Source organism: Paenimyroides aestuarii (genome assembly GCF_024628805.1).
In the GTDB taxonomy this organism is placed as follows: domain Bacteria; phylum Bacteroidota; class Bacteroidia; order Flavobacteriales; family Flavobacteriaceae; genus Flavobacterium; species Flavobacterium aestuarii_A.
Window position 1 is genome coordinate 95,389 of the sequence record NZ_CP102382.1, and the last position, 20,187, is coordinate 115,575.

21 protein-coding genes are annotated in these 20,187 nt (G+C 34.8%); 18 read left to right on the forward strand and 3 right to left on the reverse strand.

Going from position 1 to position 20,187, the window contains the following annotated elements:
- Nucleotides 1-181 precede the first annotated feature (181 nt).
- Nucleotides 182-1,075: a hypothetical protein gene (locus NPX36_RS00415; protein ID WP_257499480.1), complete on the forward strand. Its 894-nt coding sequence runs from the start codon at nucleotides 182-184 to the stop codon at nucleotides 1,073-1,075.
- 189 nt (nucleotides 1,076-1,264) lie between these two features.
- Here the strand turns inward: NPX36_RS00415 and NPX36_RS00420 are convergent, their stop codons facing one another.
- Nucleotides 1,265-1,768 (reverse strand): hypothetical protein, encoded by a 504-nt coding sequence (locus NPX36_RS00420; protein ID WP_257499481.1) that lies wholly within the window; start codon nucleotides 1,766-1,768, stop codon nucleotides 1,265-1,267.
- A gap of 134 nt (nucleotides 1,769-1,902) precedes the next feature.
- Here NPX36_RS00420 and NPX36_RS00425 point away from each other — a divergent pair, with 134 nt between their 5' ends.
- Genes NPX36_RS00425 through pruA form a run of 3 tightly spaced genes read left to right on the forward strand, consistent with a single transcriptional unit; the run spans nucleotide 1,903 to nucleotide 5,200 of the window.
- Nucleotides 1,903-3,138, forward strand: coding sequence for a type IX secretion system plug protein (locus NPX36_RS00425; protein ID WP_257499482.1), 1,236 nt, complete (start codon nucleotides 1,903-1,905; stop codon nucleotides 3,136-3,138).
- 35 nt (nucleotides 3,139-3,173) lie between these two features.
- Nucleotides 3,174-3,560: a Co2+/Mg2+ efflux protein ApaG gene (gene apaG / locus NPX36_RS00430; protein ID WP_257499483.1), complete on the forward strand. Its 387-nt coding sequence runs from the start codon at nucleotides 3,174-3,176 to the stop codon at nucleotides 3,558-3,560.
- Between the two features lie 14 nt (nucleotides 3,561-3,574).
- Nucleotides 3,575-5,200 (forward strand): L-glutamate gamma-semialdehyde dehydrogenase, encoded by a 1,626-nt coding sequence (gene pruA, locus NPX36_RS00435; RefSeq protein WP_257499484.1) that lies wholly within the window; start codon nucleotides 3,575-3,577, stop codon nucleotides 5,198-5,200.
- A gap of 631 nt (nucleotides 5,201-5,831) precedes the next feature.
- On the opposite strand, the gene gcvT is transcribed toward pruA, so the two are convergent.
- Both gcvT and NPX36_RS00445 read right to left on the reverse strand, forming a co-directional pair.
- The gene (gene gcvT, locus NPX36_RS00440; RefSeq protein ID WP_257499485.1) at nucleotides 5,832-6,914 is read right to left on the reverse strand and encodes a glycine cleavage system aminomethyltransferase GcvT; all 1,083 of its coding nucleotides are present in this window, start codon (nucleotides 6,912-6,914) and stop codon (nucleotides 5,832-5,834) included.
- Nucleotides 6,915-6,986: 72 nt separating this feature from the next.
- Nucleotides 6,987-9,389, reverse strand: a complete 2,403-nt coding sequence (locus NPX36_RS00445) for a heavy metal translocating P-type ATPase (protein ID WP_257499486.1) — start codon at nucleotides 9,387-9,389, stop codon at nucleotides 6,987-6,989.
- Nucleotides 9,390-9,800: 411 nt separating this feature from the next.
- Between NPX36_RS00445 and NPX36_RS00450 the strand changes: the two genes are divergently transcribed.
- The 14 genes from NPX36_RS00450 to NPX36_RS00515 all read left to right on the forward strand — a co-directional run bounded on the left by NPX36_RS00450 (nucleotide 9,801) and on the right by NPX36_RS00515 (nucleotide 20,185).
- Nucleotides 9,801-10,460, forward strand: coding sequence for a TetR family transcriptional regulator C-terminal domain-containing protein (locus tag NPX36_RS00450; protein WP_257499487.1), 660 nt, complete (start codon nucleotides 9,801-9,803; stop codon nucleotides 10,458-10,460).
- A 1-nt stretch (nucleotide 10,461) separates the two neighbouring features.
- Complete coding sequence (locus NPX36_RS00455; RefSeq protein WP_257499488.1) at nucleotides 10,462-11,778, forward strand: ABC1 kinase family protein; 1,317 nt, start codon at nucleotides 10,462-10,464, stop codon at nucleotides 11,776-11,778.
- Nucleotides 11,779-12,084: 306 nt separating this feature from the next.
- Complete coding sequence (locus NPX36_RS00460) at nucleotides 12,085-12,240, forward strand: DUF2256 domain-containing protein (RefSeq protein WP_143883645.1); 156 nt, start codon at nucleotides 12,085-12,087, stop codon at nucleotides 12,238-12,240.
- Entirely contained in the window at nucleotides 12,192-13,490 is a 1,299-nt protein-coding gene (locus NPX36_RS00465) for a DASH family cryptochrome (protein WP_257499489.1), read from the forward strand. Before NPX36_RS00460 ends, NPX36_RS00465 begins: the two co-directional genes overlap by 49 nt.
- 128 nt (nucleotides 13,491-13,618) lie before the next feature.
- Entirely contained in the window at nucleotides 13,619-13,900 is a 282-nt protein-coding gene (locus NPX36_RS00470) for a TIGR03643 family protein (protein ID WP_257499490.1), read from the forward strand.
- A 7-nt stretch (nucleotides 13,901-13,907) separates the two neighbouring features.
- Entirely contained in the window at nucleotides 13,908-14,606 is a 699-nt protein-coding gene (locus tag NPX36_RS00475) for an SDR family NAD(P)-dependent oxidoreductase (protein WP_257499491.1), read from the forward strand.
- Between the two features lie 128 nt (nucleotides 14,607-14,734).
- Nucleotides 14,735-15,379, forward strand: coding sequence for a MarR family winged helix-turn-helix transcriptional regulator (locus NPX36_RS00480; protein WP_257499492.1), 645 nt, complete (start codon nucleotides 14,735-14,737; stop codon nucleotides 15,377-15,379).
- 140 nt (nucleotides 15,380-15,519) lie between these two features.
- Nucleotides 15,520-16,077, forward strand: a complete 558-nt coding sequence (locus tag NPX36_RS00485; RefSeq protein ID WP_257499493.1) for a YeeE/YedE family protein — start codon at nucleotides 15,520-15,522, stop codon at nucleotides 16,075-16,077.
- Nucleotides 16,078-16,094: 17 nt separating this feature from the next.
- On the forward strand, nucleotides 16,095-16,508 hold the full coding sequence (locus tag NPX36_RS00490) for a YeeE/YedE family protein (RefSeq protein ID WP_257499494.1): 414 nt from the start codon (nucleotides 16,095-16,097) through the stop codon (nucleotides 16,506-16,508).
- 10 nt (nucleotides 16,509-16,518) lie between these two features.
- Entirely contained in the window at nucleotides 16,519-17,148 is a 630-nt protein-coding gene (locus NPX36_RS00495) for a Crp/Fnr family transcriptional regulator (protein ID WP_257499495.1), read from the forward strand.
- A gap of 135 nt (nucleotides 17,149-17,283) precedes the next feature.
- Nucleotides 17,284-18,087 (forward strand): sulfite exporter TauE/SafE family protein, encoded by an 804-nt coding sequence (locus tag NPX36_RS00500; RefSeq protein WP_257499496.1) that lies wholly within the window; start codon nucleotides 17,284-17,286, stop codon nucleotides 18,085-18,087.
- A gap of 82 nt (nucleotides 18,088-18,169) precedes the next feature.
- Nucleotides 18,170-19,588 carry an MBL fold metallo-hydrolase gene (locus tag NPX36_RS00505; RefSeq protein ID WP_257499497.1) on the forward strand — a complete coding sequence of 473 codons (1,419 nt, stop codon included), beginning with the start codon at nucleotides 18,170-18,172 and terminating at the stop codon, nucleotides 19,586-19,588.
- A gap of 20 nt (nucleotides 19,589-19,608) precedes the next feature.
- Nucleotides 19,609-19,863, forward strand: coding sequence for a hypothetical protein (locus NPX36_RS00510; RefSeq protein WP_257499498.1), 255 nt, complete (start codon nucleotides 19,609-19,611; stop codon nucleotides 19,861-19,863).
- Nucleotides 19,864-19,867: 4 nt separating this feature from the next.
- Entirely contained in the window at nucleotides 19,868-20,185 is a 318-nt protein-coding gene (locus tag NPX36_RS00515) for a rhodanese-like domain-containing protein (protein ID WP_257499499.1), read from the forward strand.
- Nucleotides 20,186-20,187: the final 2 nt, after the last annotated feature.

Below are 20,187 nucleotides of genomic sequence, written 5' to 3' on the forward strand. Positions count from 1 at the left end.
TAAAAGGTTTGTTATTATAAGGTTTTGAATTTCAAATGTACAGTATTTTCTGCAATTTTTAAGTTATAAACACTAGTTCATTTATGTTAAATTGTATTTTTTTTGCTTTGAGTATTGTTTATTAAAAAATAATGCCTAAATTAGCACTTATAAATTAACAATAAAATAATATAAATCTATTATGAAAAAAGTATTTTTATCTTTAGCAGCTCTTACGTTTGTTGCGACAGGATCTTTAACAGTAACATCTTGTGGAGGTGATGATTCTACACCAGTGACGCCTGTTGCACAGGATATTAAGTTAGCTTTGGTAACTGATCCTGCTGATGTTTATGCAGGTGAAGCATTTGAATTAAGTATTCAAGAAGCTGACGGCACACCAATTACAGGTGCTATTCTATATGCTAATGGAGAAGAAACAGATATCGAATCAGAAGATGGATCATTCGTTATCAATGGACCTGCTGGTGAAGTTACCCTTAGTGCTATGTATAATGACAAAATGAGTAATGAAGTTGTAGTTAATGTTCAAGAAGCTGTTGTGGTACCTTCTGAAGGAACAGGTACTTTTACATACAATGGAACTACGTATGACATTGACAATAGTGTTGTTGTTTTTAGAGGCTTATTTTACAAAGATAACACGCAAACCGCAGTAATTGCTAGCTGGCAAATAGAGTCAGTTTCAGGAAACACAACTGCAATTGCTAGATTTACTACTCCTGCAACTCCTGCTGGTGGTGATCAATACACTTATGAAGAGCCTACAACTACAAACACAACGGGTACAGTTACAGGTGTTTTTGAAGGTACTACATTAGCTGGACAATCTAACGAAAATGTAGTTATTAACTTTAACGCTCCTTTTGCTGATCCATTTTTCGTAGGAACATATTCTGCTTCTTCTGGAAACATCAACGGAAATCCATTTTCTTTAACATTCGATGGAAAAACACCTCGAGTTAATAGTTCAGGAAAATCAGCTGCAAAAGGTGTTGCTAATTTTGTTTCATCTAGAAACTCTATGAATGCTGGGAAACTTTCTGTCTTAAGCAATACGATTACTGTTAAATAATTAAGAGTCTTTAATTAAATAAAGATATTGAAGTTAAGGTTGGGTTAGAATAATTTTCTAACTCAACTTTTTTTATTTAGTAGTGCTTAATAAAATTTTTAGATAAATTTAAAGTGTTTTTATTTGATAAAAAAAACTGCCCCAAAATTATATTTTGAAGCAGTCCAATTTTTTCGTTGAAACGTCCTATTATCTGGTTTTTAAATCATCGCTAGTCAATACAGCTTTGTTTTCTGCTTTTTTAATAGCACCATCCTTAACTGTAATTGTTTTCGTTTTAATTTCTTCTTTAGCTTTTTCTACTTTCTTTTCTGCATTTTTTACAGTGTTTTTAGCAGCAGCCCCAGCTTTGTTTGCTGCAGCAGTAGCTTCTTGTTTCACTTCTTCTGCTGTAGAAATTGCTTCTCCTTTTAATGTAGCTAATGCAGCTTTTGCATCATTTAATTTTTTAGTAGCTGCTTGTTTCTCTTCTACTGTTACAGCTTTTTTCAATTCTTCTTCCGCTTCCTTGATTTTAGACTCTAAAGATTCAACTGTTTCAGCAACTTCTTCTTTAATTTCATTCAATGTGTCTTTTGCTTGTTCTGTAATTGAATCTAATTTATTGTCTAAGTTTTCTTGTGCTGCATCTTTTTTACAAGATGTGAAAACTAATCCACCAATAACTGCTAATGATAAAACGATTTTTTTCATAATAAATATTTTATTTAAATTTAACTGCAAAATAAAACAATTTAATCGAGTGTTCGTAAAAAATATTAAAAAAATTTAAACCCATGATTTGTAAATGATTAGTATCTTTACAACAATCACCTAAAATTGATGGTATGAAAAAAAATATACTCTTCTTTTTATTCTTCATTTTAACAACAACAAGCTATGCTATCGCTGACCCTTACTATATAAAATCGGTTTCGTTTCATCAAGGAAACGAGTCGTTAATTCCCATTTTTAGATTGAATGAATCTTTTGTTTTTTCTTTTGATGATTTAACTGGTATTGAAGCTGATTATTACTACAAAATTGTGCATTATACACGAGATTGGAAACCATCAAACCTTAAAGTAACTCAGTACATCAGAGGTATTCAACCGTTGCGAATTGCGTCGTATCAAACATCGTTTAACACTTTACAACCTTTTGTTCATTATACGGTGCGGTTTCCAAATCGGGATACCAAAATTTTACTATCTGGGAATTATATGTTGGAAATTTACAATGATGCCAACGAAAAAGTTATTGAACGCCGATTTGTATTGTATGAAGACTTAACAACGGTAGCAATGGAAATTAAAAAAACACGTAATTTGGATGTTGCTCCTGCCAAGCAGAACGTATATCTAACTATTGATTTTGGCGAAATGCAATTGCAAAACCCTAAAAAAAATGTGCAAATAGTGATTTTGCAAAATGGACAATGGTTTAACGCCCTAACCAATCTGCAACCGCAATACATGATTGGAAATCAATTTCAATATCAATACGACCAAGAAACTAATTTTTGGGCTGGAAATGAATATTTGTTTTTTGATGATAGCGACATTCGGCAAGTGAACAACAATGTAGAACGAATCACACGAACCGATTTATTTCAGGTTTATCTTCGACCTAAATTTCCTTTAAAAAATAGCAATTTCTACACTTTTTATCAAGATATAAACGGTGGTTTTAAAACCAGAAATGCTTTAAGACAAAACAATATCACCGAAGCAGATTATGCCTGGGTGTATTTTACTTATAAATTAGAGCAGTTACCTGACTCACAAGAATTGCACATCGTGGGCATGTTTAACGATTATCAAATAAATGCGGATTCTGAATTAAAATTCAACGAAAGCGAAAAAGCATATAAAACGGCATTGCTTTTAAAACAAGGATTTACAAATTACAAATATGTAGTGACAACGACAAATGGAAAAGTTTTGGAAGAACTAAACCCCGATGGTAATTTTTTTGAAACAGAAAATCAATACCACACATTGGTTTACTACAAAACCGAAAGCGACCCATACGATCGCATTATTGGTTTAGGAAAAGCAGACAGCAAACTTATTACCAATTAAAAATTTATTTGTAATTTTGAATAAATTTCTAAAAAATGGTTTCAAAAATCACAAGAGGAATAAAGATTATCGTTAAAGTAAAATATGTAAAACAAAGTTTGCATTTAAACAATCTTGTGAATTTTTTTAATTACGAAATAAGTATTCAAAATCAAGGAAACGATGTGGTGCAACTTCTGCGACGTTGTTGGGTTATAAAAGATTCATTAAACGGAGTAGAAACAGTAGATGGTGAAGGGGTAATTGGAAAAAAACCAATCGTAAATCCCAACGAAACCTTTCAATACACATCAGGTGCTTATATTTTAGGATTTATAGGAAGCATGCAAGGCTATTTTACATTTGTTAATTTTAGCAATTCGCAGATTTTCTATGTAAAGATTCCTTTATTTAATATGAGTGTTCCATATATATTCAACTAAAAATTATTTAACTAATGGCTACAGGATTTTTTAACGTTCCAATTGCAGTGAACGAGCCCGTAAAAACCTACGCTCCGGGAACAACAGAGCGTGAAGAAGTGCAAAAAGCGTTCAAGGAAATGTATCAATCTACAGTTGATATTCCATTGTATATTGGTGGTAAAGAAATTAAAACCGGAAATACCAAAAACTTATTTCCACCATTTGATCACCAACATCACTTGGGAACATATCACACAGCAAGCAAAGATTTAATTCAAGAAGCTATTGATTCAGCTTTAGAAGCTCGTGTAAAATGGTCGCAAATGGCATGGGAACACCGTGCGTCGATTTTTTTAAAAGCTGCTGAATTAATCGCAGGTCCATACCGTGCCAAAATAAATGCTGCAACAATGATTGCCCAAGGAAAAACGGTGCACCAAGCAGAAATTGATGCAGCTTGCGAATTGATTGACTTTTTGCGTTTCAATGTGCAATACATGACCGAAATATACAAACAACAGCCCATTTCAGCAAAAGGTATTTGGAACCGCGTAGAACAACGCCCGTTAGAAGGATTTGTTTATGCAATTACTCCTTTTAACTTCACAGCAATCTCTGGAAACTTACCATCGTGTGTGGCAATGATGGGGAACGTTGTGGTTTGGAAACCGGCTGCAACACAGATTTATTCTGCAAACGTAATTGTAGAGATATTCAAAAAAGCAGGTTTGCCAGATGGCGTTATCAACGTTATTTATGGTGATTCGGCGATGATTACTAACACTGTTTTAGATTCTGCAGATTTCGCAGGAATTCACTTTACTGGTTCAACAGGCGTTTTTAATGATTTCTGGAAAACCATTGGCAGTAATATTCACAAATACAAAACATATCCTCGCATCGTAGGCGAAACTGGTGGAAAAGATTTTGTTTGGGCACACCCATCATCTAATGCTAAGGAAGTAGCCACAGCATTGTCTCGTGGAGCTTTTGAATACCAAGGACAAAAATGTTCTGCAGCATCTCGGGCTTATATTCCGGCATCTTTGTGGGAAGAAATTAAAAACTTTGTAATTGAAGACGTGAAATCTTTTAAAATGGGATCACCAGAAGACATGAGTAATTTTATGTCGGCAGTAATCTCTGAATCTTCTTTTGATAAATTGGCAAAAGCAATCGATGATGCAAAAGCATCAAACGAAGCAGAAATTATTGTTGGTGGAGGTTATGACAAATCAAAAGGTTGGTTTATAGAACCTACCGTTATCGTAACAACAAATCCAAAATACGATACCATGGAGCGTGAATTGTTTGGACCTGTTTTAACGGTTTATGTTTATGAAGATGCAAAGTGGGAAGAAAGTTTAAAATTGGTTGACAGTACATCTGAATATGCTTTAACAGGCGCTATTTTCTCTGGATGTCGTTATGCAGTTGAAACAGCAACCAAAGCATTAGAAAATGCAGCAGGAAACTTCTACATTAATGATAAACCAACTGGAGCCGTTGTAGGTCAGCAGCCATTTGGTGGTGCAAGAGGTTCTGGAACAAATGACAAAGCAGGTTCTATGATTAATTTGTTGCGTTGGGTGTCTCCGCGAACTATTAAAGAAACCTTTGTACCTGATACAGATTACAGATATCCGTTCTTAGGATAAAATAAAACTAAAAAAACCAGCATTTTCAGCTGGTTTTTTTATACCATATTCATGCTTATAAATATTCTTTCTTTTACATATAATTTACAAACATTTAAGACATAAATGAATATTAAACGCCCATTATACCTTATTCCTTTGACTATTTTAGAATTGATAAATATTTTGTTTGAACGGTTGATTAAGTTCTAGGATTCCACAACATTCAACCTTTTTTAAAACATACTGTAAAAGAGGAGAATCTTGATTATCAAAAAAAAACACTATTTAAAGCAAAGCTAAAATGTTTAAATAAACAATATTTATTTAAAAATAGAATAATTCATCAGATAAAACATTAATTTAAATCAAGTTAATAAGAAAGACTATTGTATGACATTTGACGGACAATAATTTTAGCAATTACAAATTAAAAGATAGTTTTACAGAAATTAGTAAAGATATTATACAAAAAAATTAGAATAAGTCGATGTAAAGCCATATCGGAACAAAAAAAGTTTTGTAAAATTTAAAACTTGAATCCACGAGTAAAAATACTTACTCAAAAAAAATTAATAAAAATATAATAATAAAACCGACTCAATAATATAGTACTGAGACGGTTTCTTTAAATATCTGTAATAAAAATTAATTATTTCTTATAAAAAGGTGTTTTAACAACTTGAGCTTTTACATCGTTTTTACGGATGCGAATAAAAATTTCTGTTCCTTCTTTTGCAAACTCTTTGTTTACATACCCCATCCCTACTCCTTTGTTTAAAGACGGAGATTGTGTTCCAGAAGTAACATGCCCAATAATGTTTCCTGCTGCATCAACAATTTCATAATCGTGACGCGGAATGCCGCGGTCAATCAATTCAAAACCGATCAATTTTGTGGCTACACCGTTTTCTTTATCAGCTTTAATGTTTTCGCTGTTCACAAAATCTTTGGTGAATTTGGTAACCCAACCTAATCCTGCTGCAATTGGCGAAGTGGTATCGTTAATTTCATTTCCGTACAAACAATAACCCATTTCTAAACGTAAGGTATCGCGTGCTGCCAATCCAATTGGTTTAATGCCGAATGATTTACCCGCTATCAACACCTCGTTCCAAATATGTACTATATCTTCATTTTTAGCATAAATTTCAATACCGCCTGATCCTGTGTAACCCGTTGCCGAAACAATAACGTCATCAATTCCTGCAAAAGTTCCCACTTCAAACGTATAAAATTTCAACTCTTCCAAATCAATATTTGTTAATAATTGCATGGCATCGTTGGCTTTTGGCCCCTGAATTGCCAATAAAGAATATTGATCTGATAAATTTTCAAATGCAGCATTCATTGTGTTTTGAGAAGAAATCCATTCAAAATCTTTATCAATGTTCGATGCATTTACAACCATTAAATATTCCGTATCGTTTAATTTATAAGTGATTATATCGTCAACAATTCCCCCTTTATCGTTTGGTAAATAGCTGTATTGCGCTTTTCCGGGAACCAAAACAGCAGCATCGTTACTTGTTACTCTTTGAACCAAATCTAAAGCTTTATCGCCCGAAATTTTAAATAATCCCATGTGCGATACATCAAAAACACCCACATTGTTTCTCACCGTTTCATGTTCAATATTTACGCCTTCGTATTGAACCGGCATATTAAATCCTGCGAAAGGAACCATTTTTGCTCCTAAAGCAACGTGAACGTCATTTAAAGGTACTTGTTTCATATTTTTTGACTGATATTATTTTTTATTGAGCGAAATTACATCAATTTTAAACGATTAACAATTTTATTGATTTTATAATTTCACATTTCGCAAACGCAACGCATTTGCAATTACCGAAACCGAACTTAAACACATTGCCAAAGCAGCAATCATGGGTGAAAGCAACATCCCAATTGCGTAATAGAACACTCCGGCTGCAAATGCTACGCCCACCACATTGTAAACAAAAGCGAAAAATAGGTTTTGCTGAATGTTTTTCATAACGTGTGTGCTAAGGTTATATGCTTTTTTTAAATTTGAAAAGGAATTGTTTAGCAGCGTGATTTTAGCAAAATCTTGTGCCAAGTCTGACCCACTGCCCATTGCAATACCCACGTCAGCTTTTGCAAGTGCGGGCGCATCGTTGATTCCGTCGCCAATCATAGCAATGATTTTTCCTTCTTTTTGGATGGATTCAATCATGGCTAATTTATCTTGAGGAAGCTGTTGCGCAAAAACTTCATCAATTGCTATTTGGTTTGCAATAGCGTTTGCTGTTAACTGATGATCGCCCGTTAACATGATGATTTTTATGTTTTTTGAATGAAGATACGCTATGGTTTCTTTCACTTCGGGTTTTAGAGCATCGTGAATAACAGCCAAACCAACCACTTCATTGTTTATAGCGATGTATGAAACTGTTTTTCCTTGATTTTGAATTTCGGTTACTTTCGATTTTATTTCTAACGATATTTCTAAACGATTTTGCTTGAGCAATGCTTCGTTACCTAACAAAACTTTTTTGCCGTTTATCATCCCCTGCACGCCTTTTCCTTGAACATTTGCCACCATTTTTGTTGGTTTAAAGGCAATATCTTGATCTATTGCTTTATCGGTAAATGCTTTGGCAATTGGGTGTTCGCTGTTTGCATTCAAATCGGCAGTAATTTTAATCAATTGTTCTTCAGAAAAATTTTTCATCGGAATAATTTGTTCCAACGATGGTTTTCCTTCGGTTAGCGTTCCGGTTTTGTCGGTTATAATTACATTTGTTTTCTGCAACAATTCCAAAGCTTCGGCTTTTTTTATAAGGATTCCGTATTCGGCTCCTTTTCCAATGCCCACCGAAATAGAAACTGGCGTAGCCAATCCCAATGCACACGGACACGCAATGATTAATACCGCAATGGCGTTTTGTAAACCAAATAAAAGCGATGCTTCTGTTGAAATAAATCCCCAATAGATAAAAGTTAAGAGTGCAATTAAAACGACGATTGGTACAAAATAACCCGATATTTTATCGGCTAAACGTTGAATCGGTGCACGCGAAAGACTGGCTTTGTTCACCATTTCAACAATCTGTGCAATTGTTGTTGTTTGGCCAATTCGGGTTGCTTTCATGGTAAAAGATTGATCGGTATTGATGCTTCCTGCCAAAACCTCATCGTTTCCTTCTTTGTTTACAGGTAAAGGTTCGCCTGTCAATAATGCTTCGTTTACAGATGTTTTCCCAGACAGTATAATTCCGTCAACAGGAATTTTCTCGCCAGGTTTCACTAACAACTCATCGCCAATCTGTACTTTATCGATAGCAATTTCAGTTGTACTTCCATTGATTAAAAGGGTTGCTTTTTGTGGTACAAGATGCAATAAATGTTCTAATGATGACTTGGTTTTTTGATGCGCACGGGCTTCTAACCATTGTCCTAAAATCATCAGTGTAAAAATTACGGCAACACTTTCAAAATAAATAGGTAAATGATCGTTTGTGTGAAATGTATGCAGATTTAAAAGTACATAAACCGAAAATAAATAAGCAGCAATTGCTCCTAAACCAATTAAACTGAACATGTTTAAATTCCAGGTTTTAAAGGATATATACGCACGTTTTAAATATTTTCTTCCCAAAAACAACACGCTAGTTGCACCAATAAATTGCAACCAAAGCGCAACATTGTACGGAAGTATTTTGTAGATAAAACTATTGTGACTCATCCCAAACATCGCAATAAAAAACACAGGAATGGTTATGATTGCAGATTGTATCAATAGCTTTTTTAAATGATTTTGTTCCTCGTTATTATTGGTTGAACCGCCAATTTGAACCAAATCCATTCCGCAAATTGGGCAGCCTACATTGCTTTCATAAACCTTATCGCCTTCGCACAGCATTGGGCAATAATATTTACCCTTCAAATGCTCTAATTGTTTTGGTGGTTCGTTATTATTGTTGTGGCTGTGAACCGCATGATGGGCAATTTCAGAGAGTTCTTCAGCCCCATTTGCGCTTATAGTAATTTCTTGAATGGTATAAGGACCTTTTTTTGAAAGTGCATGCTGCAAATCTTCCAAATCAATTCGTTTGTTTGATTCTATAACAGCTTCAGCAGGATGCAGGCTCACTTCTACGTTATCAGCAAAGGTTTGCAAGGCTTCCATAACTTTTGCTTGGCAGCCGCTGCATGTCATCTCGTTTATTTTATATCGGGTTTTCATAATCTTACTTTTTATGTAAAATTACAACGAATAGCACAAAACAGACTTACACAATTACAAAAATGGTTTGTATTATTTTGTAAATTGAACTACATCACTTTTTATAAATATCCTCTGAATTTTTGACCTGAATCATAAACAGGTTTAAATCCTAAATAAATGAAGCTAAAAATTTTCTAAAATTTATTCAAAACTTACCTTTATAGCAGAATCCACCACATTTAATGGAAAGACAATATAGAACGTTAACCATTTTCTGGAGTCATAGTCTTTTAAAGTTTTAATTCTTTAAAGAATAATTACTATCCTCTTTATTTAAGCTCAAAAATAAGCTTTTAATAAAGTTAAATATTTTACCAAAAAATAAAAACAAGTAAAATATTTCATAAATTTGAACAAACAATAAGTATCATGAAAAAAGAAATTTCCATTACAGAAGACAAAATTTTCGAGTTATATTCGGATTATATTCTTACCCATGGTGAACAGCCCAAAAGTGTATATCAATTCGCTAAAGAAAATAAGTTTGAAGAGCAAAAATTCTATACTTTTTTTACAAGTTTTGATCAAGTTGAAAAACATATTTTGGTCAAACTTTTTAGTAAATCTATAGAATTAGCAGAAGATGTAAACAATGCAGAGGGTATGACTTCAAAAGAAAAACTCCTGAATGTTTACTATATCTTTTTTGAAAACCTTACCATGAATCGTTCGCTGGTTTTGATGATTTTAGGTAAGCACAAATTACCTCTTTCTAAAAATTTGCTTTCACTGAAAAAAATCCATCAGGAATATATCAAAACATTGGATTTTAGTTCTTGGGAAATCTTAGAGAAAGCCAAGGAGGACATTAAAAATACCCATGAGCAAATACGTGAAAATGTGTTGTGGTTGCATCTCGTTTCTGCCATTGAATTTTGGAAAAATGACTTTTCTCCGGATTTTGAAAAAACTGATATTTTCATCGAAAAAACCATTGACACAGGTTTTGAACTGATGGACAATGAACCGTTGAGAAAAGTTTTCGACCTTGGAAAGTTTCTTTGGAAGGAAAAATTTAATAGGAGTTAAAATGAAAACATTAGATAAAATTCCCACAGGAAAAATTGAGCGGACAAGCAGCCTTTTGAAAGCAGGGGCAAAAGTCGGAGTTAATTACCTGAAATATTACGGAAATAAAATCACGAAAGAGGAAGAGGAAGCCCGCAAAATCCTGAATGAAGATAACGCAACAGATATTTACGATTCGTTAAAAGAATTGAAAGGTTCCGCGCTGAAAGTTGCTCAAATGCTGAGTATGGAAAAAAATATTCTTCCGGTGGAATATGTAGAGAAATTCTCACTTTCGCAGTTTTCGGTTCCGCCTTTGTCGGGTGCTTTAGTGAAGAAAACTTTCCGAAAATATTTCGGGAAAAATCCGGAAGATATTTTTGATGAATTTTCCGCCGAATCGGTTAATGCAGCGAGTATCGGACAGGTTCATACCGCAAAAAAAGACGGCAAAAAACTTGCGGTCAAAATTCAGTATCCCGGCGTAAGAGAAAGTATTTCGAGCGACCTTAAAATGGTAAAACCGATTGCGATGAAGATGTTCAACATCAAAAAAGAGGGTTCGGAATCTTACTTTCAGGAAGTGGAAGACAAATTGTTTGAGGAAACCGATTATAATCTGGAACTCAAACGCAGTCAGCATTTTGCAGAAGAATGCAGTCATCTTCCGAATGTAAATTTTCCACATTATTATCCTGAATTTTCATGTGAGAAAATCATTACGATGGATTGGATGTCGGGAATTCATTTTTCGGAATTTACTAAAAAACAGAATTCGCAGGAAGATTTGAATAAAATCGGACAGACGCTTTGGGATTTTTATATGTATCAGATGCATATTCTAAAAAAGGTTCACGCCGATCCGCATCCGGGAAATTTCCTGATTTCTGAAAACAAGGAATTGTTGGTTATCGATTTTGGCTGTATCAAAGAGATTCCGGAAGATTTTTACATTCCGTATTTTGAGCTGGCAAAAGAAGAAAATTTAAAGAATCCTGAAATTTTCCGTGAGAAATTATTTATTCTGGAAATTTTGCGTGAAGATGATTCAGAAAAAGAAAAAGAGTTTTTTGCCAAATTATTCTACGAATTGCTGGAACTATTTACAAGACCATTTAATCAGGAAAAATTTGATTTTTCGGATGAGTCTTTCTTTCAGGAGATTGCCGATTTGGGACAAAAATATGCGAAAGCAAGTGATATGAAGGGAATGAATACCAACCGTGGTTCCCGACATTTTATTTACCTGAACCGAACGTTTTTCGGTTTGTATAATATGATGCACGATTTGAAAGCGAAAGATGTAGCAATTAATAATTTTAAAAACTATTTTAAGTGATATTTAACCGCAAATCGACATCAAACGTAACAAAAGATTTTGATGAATTTACAAGTTATTCAAAATGCAAAAAAAGTTTTGAAAACGATTTTGTTGGAATGAATGAATCATTCACAGGTCGCTCCTACGGAGCTCTCATCTTATAAAAATGTTTTCTTATTAACAGTTCGCTCCTATCGGAGCATCACAAAATTCCGTAGGAATGTACTGTTAATAGAAAGTAGAGAGCCGTAAAAAGGAAGCTCCGTAGGAGCGACCTGTTAATATTACAATTGTATTTGAATTAAAGTTTAATATAAAAAAAATATGCCTTCACAATTACCCTCCAAAATCTGTGAAGTCTGTGGACTGCCTTTTAACTGGCGGAAAAAGTGGAAGAAAAACTGGGACGAAGTAAAATATTGCAGCGAAAGATGCCGGAAAAACAAAAAATCAACATCCTCTGGTTCACCAAAGATTTGAGAACGAGCGATTCAGAATCCTTGTACAAAGCGATGCAGGAAGATTTACCTTTTCTTGCGCTGTATGTTTTTGACGCTGATTTTTTTGTTCAAAAACAGTTTGGTTTCAGAAAAATCGGAAAATACCGTACGAAATTTCTGCTGGAAAGTGTAGAAGATTTAAAGCAGAATTTAGCGAAACAGAAGATTCCTTTTTTAATCAAATACGGCAAAACAGAAGATGTTTTCAAAGAAATTTCCGAGGAATTTGAAATCGTGAAGATTTTCTGTCAGGAAGAATGGACAAAGGAAGAAGTTGAATTACAAGCTAAAATTGAAAAAGCAATTCCGAACGCCATTTGGGAAAAATCGTATTCACAGTTTCTGGTTCATCCGCTTTTTGTTTTTAAAACTTTGGATAAAATTCCGATGCTTTTTACCAGTTTTAGACAAAAAATTGAAAAAAATCTGCTGATTCGCCCTGAATTTGAATCGGAAGATCTGATGTACGATAAACCAGAAATTCATTTTAAAAGCGATACCATTTCGTTAAAATCGCTCTGTTTTGAAGATTTTGAAACGGACGAAAGAACTGCTTTTCCTTTTTCGGGCGGAGAAAATGAAGCATTGAAAAGATTGCATCATTATTTCTCGGAAACGCAGAATCTGAGTCAATACAAGCAAACCCGAAACGGTTTGGTGGGAAGAGATTACAGTTCAAAGTTTTCGGCTTGGCTGTCGGACGGAAGTCTTTCTTCTGTCACGATTTACTATGAAATTAAGAAATATGAAGAGGAATTCGGAGCCAATGATTCGACCTATTGGTTGATTTTTGAATTGCTTTGGCGGGATTTTTTCAGATATATTTCTTTGCAGTACAAGGATTTGATTTTTTGGAAAAACGGAATTAATCATCAAAAGTATTTCGTTGAAAACAATAAAGCATTGATTCAAAAATGGAAGAATGGAAAAACGGATTCCGATTTTGTGAATGCGAATATGCTCGAACTGAAAAATACAGGCTGGATGAGCAATCGCGGTCGTCAAAATGTAGCTTCCTATTTCTGCAAAATTCTGAAACAGGACTGGAGAATCGGGGCGGCGTATTTTGAGGAAATGCTGATTGATTATGATGTTCACAGCAATTACGGCAACTGGGTGTATCTCGCCGGAGTCGGAAATGACAATCGTGACCGGACTTTTAACCCTGAAAAACAGGCAGAAATGTTTGATTCCAATCAAAAATTCAGACGTTTATGGCTAAAAAAGTAAAACATACCGCCCAATTGATTTTTCCGCATTATAATTATCCTTTGCTTAGTGAAACGCCCTTGCGAACAAAAAATATTTTTAAAATTTTAAAGAAAAATCTTTGCGGACTTTGCGTTAAAATCAAAAAAATGAATAAAAACCTCAACATACAGCAAATTGACAGAATCATCGAAATGGCGTGGGAAGACCGAACGCCGTTTGAAGCGATACAGTTTCAGTTCGGAGTCAGTGAATCGGAAGTGATTAGACTGATGCGTTCGGAACTGAAAGAATCGAGTTTTAAGCTTTGGCGAAAAAGAGTGAATTCGGGAGTGAGCCAGAAACACCTAAAAAAAAGAAGCGAAGAAATCAACCGTTTTAAATGCAGCAGACAGCGAGTTATCAGCAATAATAAAATTTCTAAAAGATAAATTGAATATGAAAAATATAGTCATCATCGGTTGCGGAAAAGGAATTGGATTGGAAACGGCAAAAATCCTTTCAGAACAAAATAGAATTATCGGAATTTCCAGAACGGAAAATCCAGAATTGAATCATCCGAATATTGAATTTCACACAATGGATATTCTTTCGGGAAATTTAGACGAAATCAGCTTTCCGGAAGTTGTGGACGGATTGGTTTATGCACCGGGAAGTATTAATCTGAAACCTTTTAACCGACTTTCTGTGGATGATTTTAAGAATGATTTTGAAATTAATGTTTTGGGAGCGGTAAAAATCATTCAGAAACTGTTGCCGAATCTCAAAAAGTCGGAAAGTGCCTCAGTTGTGCTTTTCAGTTCGGTGGCGGCAAAACTGGGAATGCCTTTTCACGCTTCGATTGCGGCGAGCAAAAATGCGGTGGAAGGTCTTACAAAAAGCTTGGCGGCAGAATTTTCGGCTCAGAAAATCAGGGTCAATGCCATTGCGCCTTCATTAACGGACACGAATCTGGCATCACAACTTTTGGCAACCCCCGAAAAAAGAGAAGCTTCTGCGAAAAGACATCCGTTGCAAAGAGTAGGAACGGCTGAAGAAATTGCGGAAATGACGGCTTTCCTTGTTTCGGATAAATCTTCGTGGATTACCGGACAGATTTTCGGAATTGATGGTGGAATGGGAAGTGTTAAGCTTTAGTGTTAGAGAGTTGGAGAGTTTGAGAGTTTGAGGGTTTGAGAGTTTTTGAATTATGACTTTGTTAAATTGTTACATTGCTACACTGATAAATTAATACATTATTAAAATACTTAGATTAAATTTGCGCTATGAATACTGATTTTTTCATTGATTTGCTTCATCAGGTCAAAGAATTTGAAAATTCCGAAGCCTATAAACCTCACTCCACAGTTGAGGATTTCCGGCTTTGGCTTAACGATAAAAAATACAGAAAAGAAAGTCCTACCAAGCTTTTTAAAAATGAACAGCATCAGGTTTCATTTACAGAGAATGAAATCTGCAAACAGGTTTTGCTTTTGGGACGGTATTCTAAACAATTGATTAGAAAAGGACTCAATGATTTCCCTGAACTCGCCAATGAAGAATTCACCTACCTTTACCGACTGAAAGATGAGCCGAATTTGACTAAAATTCAGTTGATTGAAAGGAACGGTCACGAAAAACAAACGGGTACGCAGATTATCAAACGTCTGCTTGAATATGGTTTAATTGAAGAAAAAAATGACAACGAAGATAAGAGAAGCAAACGTTTGAACATCACCGAAAAAGGCGAAGATTATTTCCACCGCTCCGTTGAAAAAGTGAATATGACTTCCAGAATTCTCGCCGGAAAACTTGAAAACAAAGAAAAAATCGAACTGCTGGAATTGCTGAAGAAACTGAATGATTTTCATTCGCATATTTATTTGGAGTATAAGAATGAGGATATTTCAGCACTAACGAATTTATTGTAATGCTTGCAAATGATTATTTATAAGATGTAAACGATTATTATTCCTTTAGCAAATCAAAAAAAGACTTCTCAGTAACATTTGTTACATAATTTGTGAGATATAATTCTGAAATTTGTTCCGAAAATAAACTAAATAATAGTATGGAATGGATTTTAGAACCTTGGCCGTGGTATGTAAGTGGTCCTTTAATTGCTTTAACCATGTTTGCTTTGCTGTATGTGGGTAAAAACTTTGGAATGTCATCAAACCTTCGAACACTTTGCACCATGTGTGGAGCCGACAAAACATGTGATTTCTTTTGCTTTGACTGGAAAAATCAACGTTGGAATTTATTGGTAATGCTAGGTGCTGTTATCGGCGGTTTTGTCGCTGCTAATTATCTTTCTGAAAATCAAACACCTAACATTCATCCACAAACCATCGAGCAATTACATCAAATGGGGATAAAAAGTGCTGGTACCGCATATGTGCCTACCGAACTTTTTGGTTCAGAAGCATTATCCAACCCAAAAACATTGGCAATATTGCTTATTGGTGGTGTTTTAGTAGGTTTTGGAGCTCGCTATGCAGGCGGTTGCACTTCTGGTCATTCTATTTCGGGCATCAGTAATTTACAACTGCCTTCATTAATAGCTACCATTGGATTTTTTATTGGCGGATTGCTTATGGTACATATCATTTTTCCGTTTATTTTTTAACTTAAATGCACCCTCAAATGAAAAATGTGATCTATTTAATCATCGGAACTTTCTTTGGAATTGTAATGTATAAATCCGAAGCTGCCTCATGGTTTAGAATATACGAAATGTTTAACTTTCAATCCATCCATATGTATGGACTCATGGGCAGTGCTTTAGCTGTGGGAATTGTGCTTGTTCAGTACATTAAATCCAAAAAAATAAAAGATATTACCGGAAATCAAATCACTATTGCCGATAAAGAAAAAAGCATCGCTCGTTATTTAATTGGTGGGATTTTGTTTGGTTTAGGATGGGCATTAGCTGGTGCTTGTCCCGGGCCGATGTTTGTTTTAACAGGTGCTGGATACTTTCCAATTTTAATTGTAATTTTAGGTGCAGTATTGGGCACATGGTTTTATGGTTTGCTAAAAAACAAGCTGCCTCATTAATTTTTTTACAATGGAAGATGTTATAAAAGAAACCTACGGAAGTGTTTTTGAAAAGGATTTATTAGATGAAATTGTGTCGGTTGCGCAATTAGTGGAATTTAACGAAGGTGATGTATTGATTGATATTGGCAAGTATATTAAAACCATGCCGCTTTTAATTCGGGGTGCCATTAAAATTATGCGCGAAGATTTTGATACCGGTGAGCTTCTCTTGTATTTTATTGAAAAAGGCGACACGTGTTCCATGACGTTGAACTGTTGCTTGGGCGATAAAAAAAGTGAAATTAGAGCAGTAGCCGAAAACAACGGTATGGTGGCAATGATTCCTGTAAACAAAATGGAAGAATGGCTGGCAAAATACAAAAGTTGGCGCGCGTATGTTTTTGAAAGCTACAACAACCGTTTCAATGAAATGTTGGCTGCCATAGACAATATTGCTTTTATGAATATGAACGAACGTTTACTGAATTATCTGCATGAAAAAAGCAAAATAAACCAATCGAACATTATTTCAAAAACACATCAAGAAATTGCTTATGAATTAAACAGTTCACGCGTGGTGGTTTCAAGGTTGCTAAAAGCTTTAGAAAACGAAGGACACATTAAGCTTAACCGAAACACCATTGAATTAATAAAATAACTATATTACCGATTAAAAGATAATAGACCCAGTTTTTTCACTGCGGTCTATTTTTTATTTTATGATGTGTAACAATTGTTACTGCACAGCTTTTTAGGCTGATCTACCTTTGCTGTATAAATCATTCAAAAAGATATGGCAACAGATTTAATGGGCTATTTTTTAGCAATTCTTGTAGGTATTTCGCTGGGATTAATTGGCAGCGGCGGATCTATTCTAACGGTTCCAATTCTAGTCTATATCATGGGAATTCATCCGGTTTTGGCAACTGCGTATTCGCTTTTTGTGGTGGGCAGTTCTGCTTTGGTGGGCGGAACAAAAAATGCCTTACAAAAAAAGGTGGACTTTAAAACAGTTTTCATTTTTGGAATTCCATCTATTGTGGTTGTTTATATTGTTCGATCGTTTGTATTACCTGTAATTCCTGATATTCTTTTCACGGTAAACAATTTTCAATTTACAAAGCCTATTGCACTTATGGTGTTGTTTGCAATTGTAATGATTTTAGCCTCTGTATCTATGATTCGCCCTTGTCCGCATTGTACAGAATCAAACGATAGTACTTTGAAATATAATTATCCAATGATTTTGCTTCAAGGCACTTTGGTTGGTACATTAACAGGTTTGGTAGGTGCCGGCGGTGGCTTTTTAATTATTCCTGCATTGGTTCTGTTGGCCAAAATGCCAATGAAAATGGCAGTAGGCACCTCGCTTTTTATCATTGCATTCAATTCTCTTTTGGGATTTTCGGGCGATCTTATAAATGGGCAACCCATCAATTGGTATGTGCTACTTGCTTTTACAACTTCTGCCGTGATAGGTATATTTATAGGAATGTATCTTTCTAAAAAAATCGAAGGAAATAAATTAAAAACAGCTTTCGGATGGTTTGTATTGGCAATGGGCGTTTATATACTGTTCAAAGAATTATTTCTATAAAATTATCATTGTGTAACTTTTGTTACTGTACACAAAATCAACAAGTAATACCTTTACTATAAATATTAAAAATCAATCAATCATGAAAATAGAACAAATTTATACAGGATGTTTAGCACAAGGTGCTTATTATATTGAAAGTAATGGCGAAGCAGTAGTTATTGATCCATTGCGTGAAGTGCAACCATATATCGAAAAAGCAACAAAAGATGGGGCAACAATTAAATATGTTTTAGAAACCCACTTTCATGCCGATTTTGTGAGTGGACATCTCGATTTAGCCGAAAAAACCGGCGCTACCATTGTATTTGGACCAACTGCCAAACCTAATTTTAAGGCTCATATTGCTGCCGACAATGAAATGCTAACTATTGGAAACATCAAAATAAAAGTTATCCACACACCTGGGCACACCATGGAAAGCACTTGTTATTTGCTAATCGATGAAAATGGTAAAGAAACCAGCTTGTTTACTGGCGATACATTGTTTATTGGCGATGTGGGAAGACCCGATTTGGCTCAGAAAGTTGTAGCCGATTTAACTCAAGAAAAATTAGCGGCACATTTGTATGATTCGCTGCACCACAAAATTATGCCTTTGGCCGATGACATCATCGTATATCCGGCACACGGAGCGGGTTCGGCTTGTGGAAAAAACATGAGCAAAGAAACTTTTGACACTTTGGGCAACCAAAAACAAACAAATTATGCATTGCAACCCATGACAAAAGAGGCTTTTATTGAAAAAGTTTTAGATGGATTAATGCCGCCTCCTGCTTATTTTCCTGAAAATGTATTAATGAACATTAAAGGATATGAAAGTATTGACCGCGTTTTAGATAAAGGAACAAAAGCGCTTTCACCAGAAGCATTTGAAACGATTGCAAACGAAACCGATGCCCTATTATTGGATACCCGCGATGCACAAACTTTTGCAAAAGGATTTATTCCGAACTCGATAAATATTGGCATTGATGGTAATTTTGCACCTTGGGCTGGAGCTTTGATTCCGAATATTCAACAAGCTATTTTACTGATTGCCGATGAAGGTCGTGAGGAAGAAATTGTTACCCGTTTGGCTCGTGTAGGCTACGACAATACCATTGGCTTTTTAAAAGGTGGATTCGATGCATGGAAAAATGCAGGTAAAGAAACTGATCACATTACATCTATTTCGGTAGATGAATTGGAAAACAGACTTGCTCAAAATCCTGATTTAAACATTTTAGATGTTCGTAAAAACAGCGAACATTATTCAGAACACGTAATTGGGTCGGAAAACATTGCTTTAGATTACATCAACCAACACATTTCGGAAGTTGATAAAAACAAAACCTATTATGTGCATTGTGCGGGCGGTTACCGTTCCATGATTTTTATTTCGATACTAAAAGCGCGTGGATATGAGCAATTAATCGATATTCAAGGTGGTTTTTCTGCTATTAAAGCTTCCGGAAAATTCGCTGTGAGCAATTATGTGTGTCCAAGCACTATGCTTTAATTTTCAATAAAATCAACAATATGTTACAAAACATCTTGCAAAATTGGAATACCATGCGGATTATTCGTTTGGGCTTTGGAATCTACTTCCTTGTAACGGGTATTGCTTCGAAAACATGGTTTGCGGTGTTCATTGGGGTTGTGTTTTCACTTTTGGCTTTGTTCAATATAGGATGTTGCGGAACCCAACAATGCGGAACCAAGCACAGAATTAACAAAAAGGAAGCCGCAGAGAAACCAGTAATTTATGAAGAAGTTCAATTAAATAAAAAATAAAACAATGTTCACTATATTTAAAAGTTTGTTGGGAAACAACAATTCAGATTTAAAAGATCTATTTGCGTCAAAAGATGTGTTTTTGGTCGATGTGCGTTCAGCTGCCGAATTTGCTTCGGGCAGTGTAAAAAATGCAGTTAACATTCCTTTGGATCAAATAGGTCCTCAAATTTCAAAATTCAAAAACAAAAAAAATATTGTTGTATTTTGCAGAAGCGGCAACCGAAGCAGCATGGCAAAAAATATTTTAGAAAAAAACGGCATTAACGATGTAACCAATGGAGGCAGTTTACAAAATATGCAGAAGTATATCGAATCATAAAA

Coding starts and splice junctions, on each gene's coding strand:
- NPX36_RS00455 (WP_257499488.1), top strand. CDS start 10,462: ATGAAAACATTAGATAAAATTCCCACAGGAAAAATTGAGCGGACAAGC.
- NPX36_RS00505 (WP_257499497.1), top strand. CDS start 18,170: ATGAAAATAGAACAAATTTATACAGGATGTTTAGCACAAGGTGCTTAT.
- apaG (WP_257499483.1), top strand. CDS start 3,174: ATGGTTTCAAAAATCACAAGAGGAATAAAGATTATCGTTAAAGTAAAA.
- gcvT (WP_257499485.1), bottom strand. CDS start 6,914: ATGAAACAAGTACCTTTAAATGACGTTCACGTTGCTTTAGGAGCAAAA.
- NPX36_RS00445 (WP_257499486.1), bottom strand. CDS start 9,389: ATGAAAACCCGATATAAAATAAACGAGATGACATGCAGCGGCTGCCAA.
- NPX36_RS00425 (WP_257499482.1), top strand. CDS start 1,903: ATGAAAAAAAATATACTCTTCTTTTTATTCTTCATTTTAACAACAACA.
- NPX36_RS00515 (WP_257499499.1), top strand. CDS start 19,868: ATGTTCACTATATTTAAAAGTTTGTTGGGAAACAACAATTCAGATTTA.
- pruA (WP_257499484.1), top strand. CDS start 3,575: ATGGCTACAGGATTTTTTAACGTTCCAATTGCAGTGAACGAGCCCGTA.
- NPX36_RS00420 (WP_257499481.1), bottom strand. CDS start 1,768: ATGAAAAAAATCGTTTTATCATTAGCAGTTATTGGTGGATTAGTTTTC.
- NPX36_RS00480 (WP_257499492.1), top strand. CDS start 14,735: ATGAATACTGATTTTTTCATTGATTTGCTTCATCAGGTCAAAGAATTT.
- NPX36_RS00490 (WP_257499494.1), top strand. CDS start 16,095: ATGAAAAATGTGATCTATTTAATCATCGGAACTTTCTTTGGAATTGTA.
- NPX36_RS00485 (WP_257499493.1), top strand. CDS start 15,520: ATGGAATGGATTTTAGAACCTTGGCCGTGGTATGTAAGTGGTCCTTTA.
- NPX36_RS00460 (WP_143883645.1), top strand. CDS start 12,085: ATGCCTTCACAATTACCCTCCAAAATCTGTGAAGTCTGTGGACTGCCT.
- NPX36_RS00450 (WP_257499487.1), top strand. CDS start 9,801: ATGAAAAAAGAAATTTCCATTACAGAAGACAAAATTTTCGAGTTATAT.
- NPX36_RS00510 (WP_257499498.1), top strand. CDS start 19,609: ATGTTACAAAACATCTTGCAAAATTGGAATACCATGCGGATTATTCGT.
- NPX36_RS00415 (WP_257499480.1), top strand. CDS start 182: ATGAAAAAAGTATTTTTATCTTTAGCAGCTCTTACGTTTGTTGCGACA.
- NPX36_RS00465 (WP_257499489.1), top strand. CDS start 12,192: ATGCCGGAAAAACAAAAAATCAACATCCTCTGGTTCACCAAAGATTTG.
- NPX36_RS00470 (WP_257499490.1), top strand. CDS start 13,619: ATGAATAAAAACCTCAACATACAGCAAATTGACAGAATCATCGAAATG.
- NPX36_RS00495 (WP_257499495.1), top strand. CDS start 16,519: ATGGAAGATGTTATAAAAGAAACCTACGGAAGTGTTTTTGAAAAGGAT.
- NPX36_RS00475 (WP_257499491.1), top strand. CDS start 13,908: ATGAAAAATATAGTCATCATCGGTTGCGGAAAAGGAATTGGATTGGAA.
- NPX36_RS00500 (WP_257499496.1), top strand. CDS start 17,284: ATGGCAACAGATTTAATGGGCTATTTTTTAGCAATTCTTGTAGGTATT.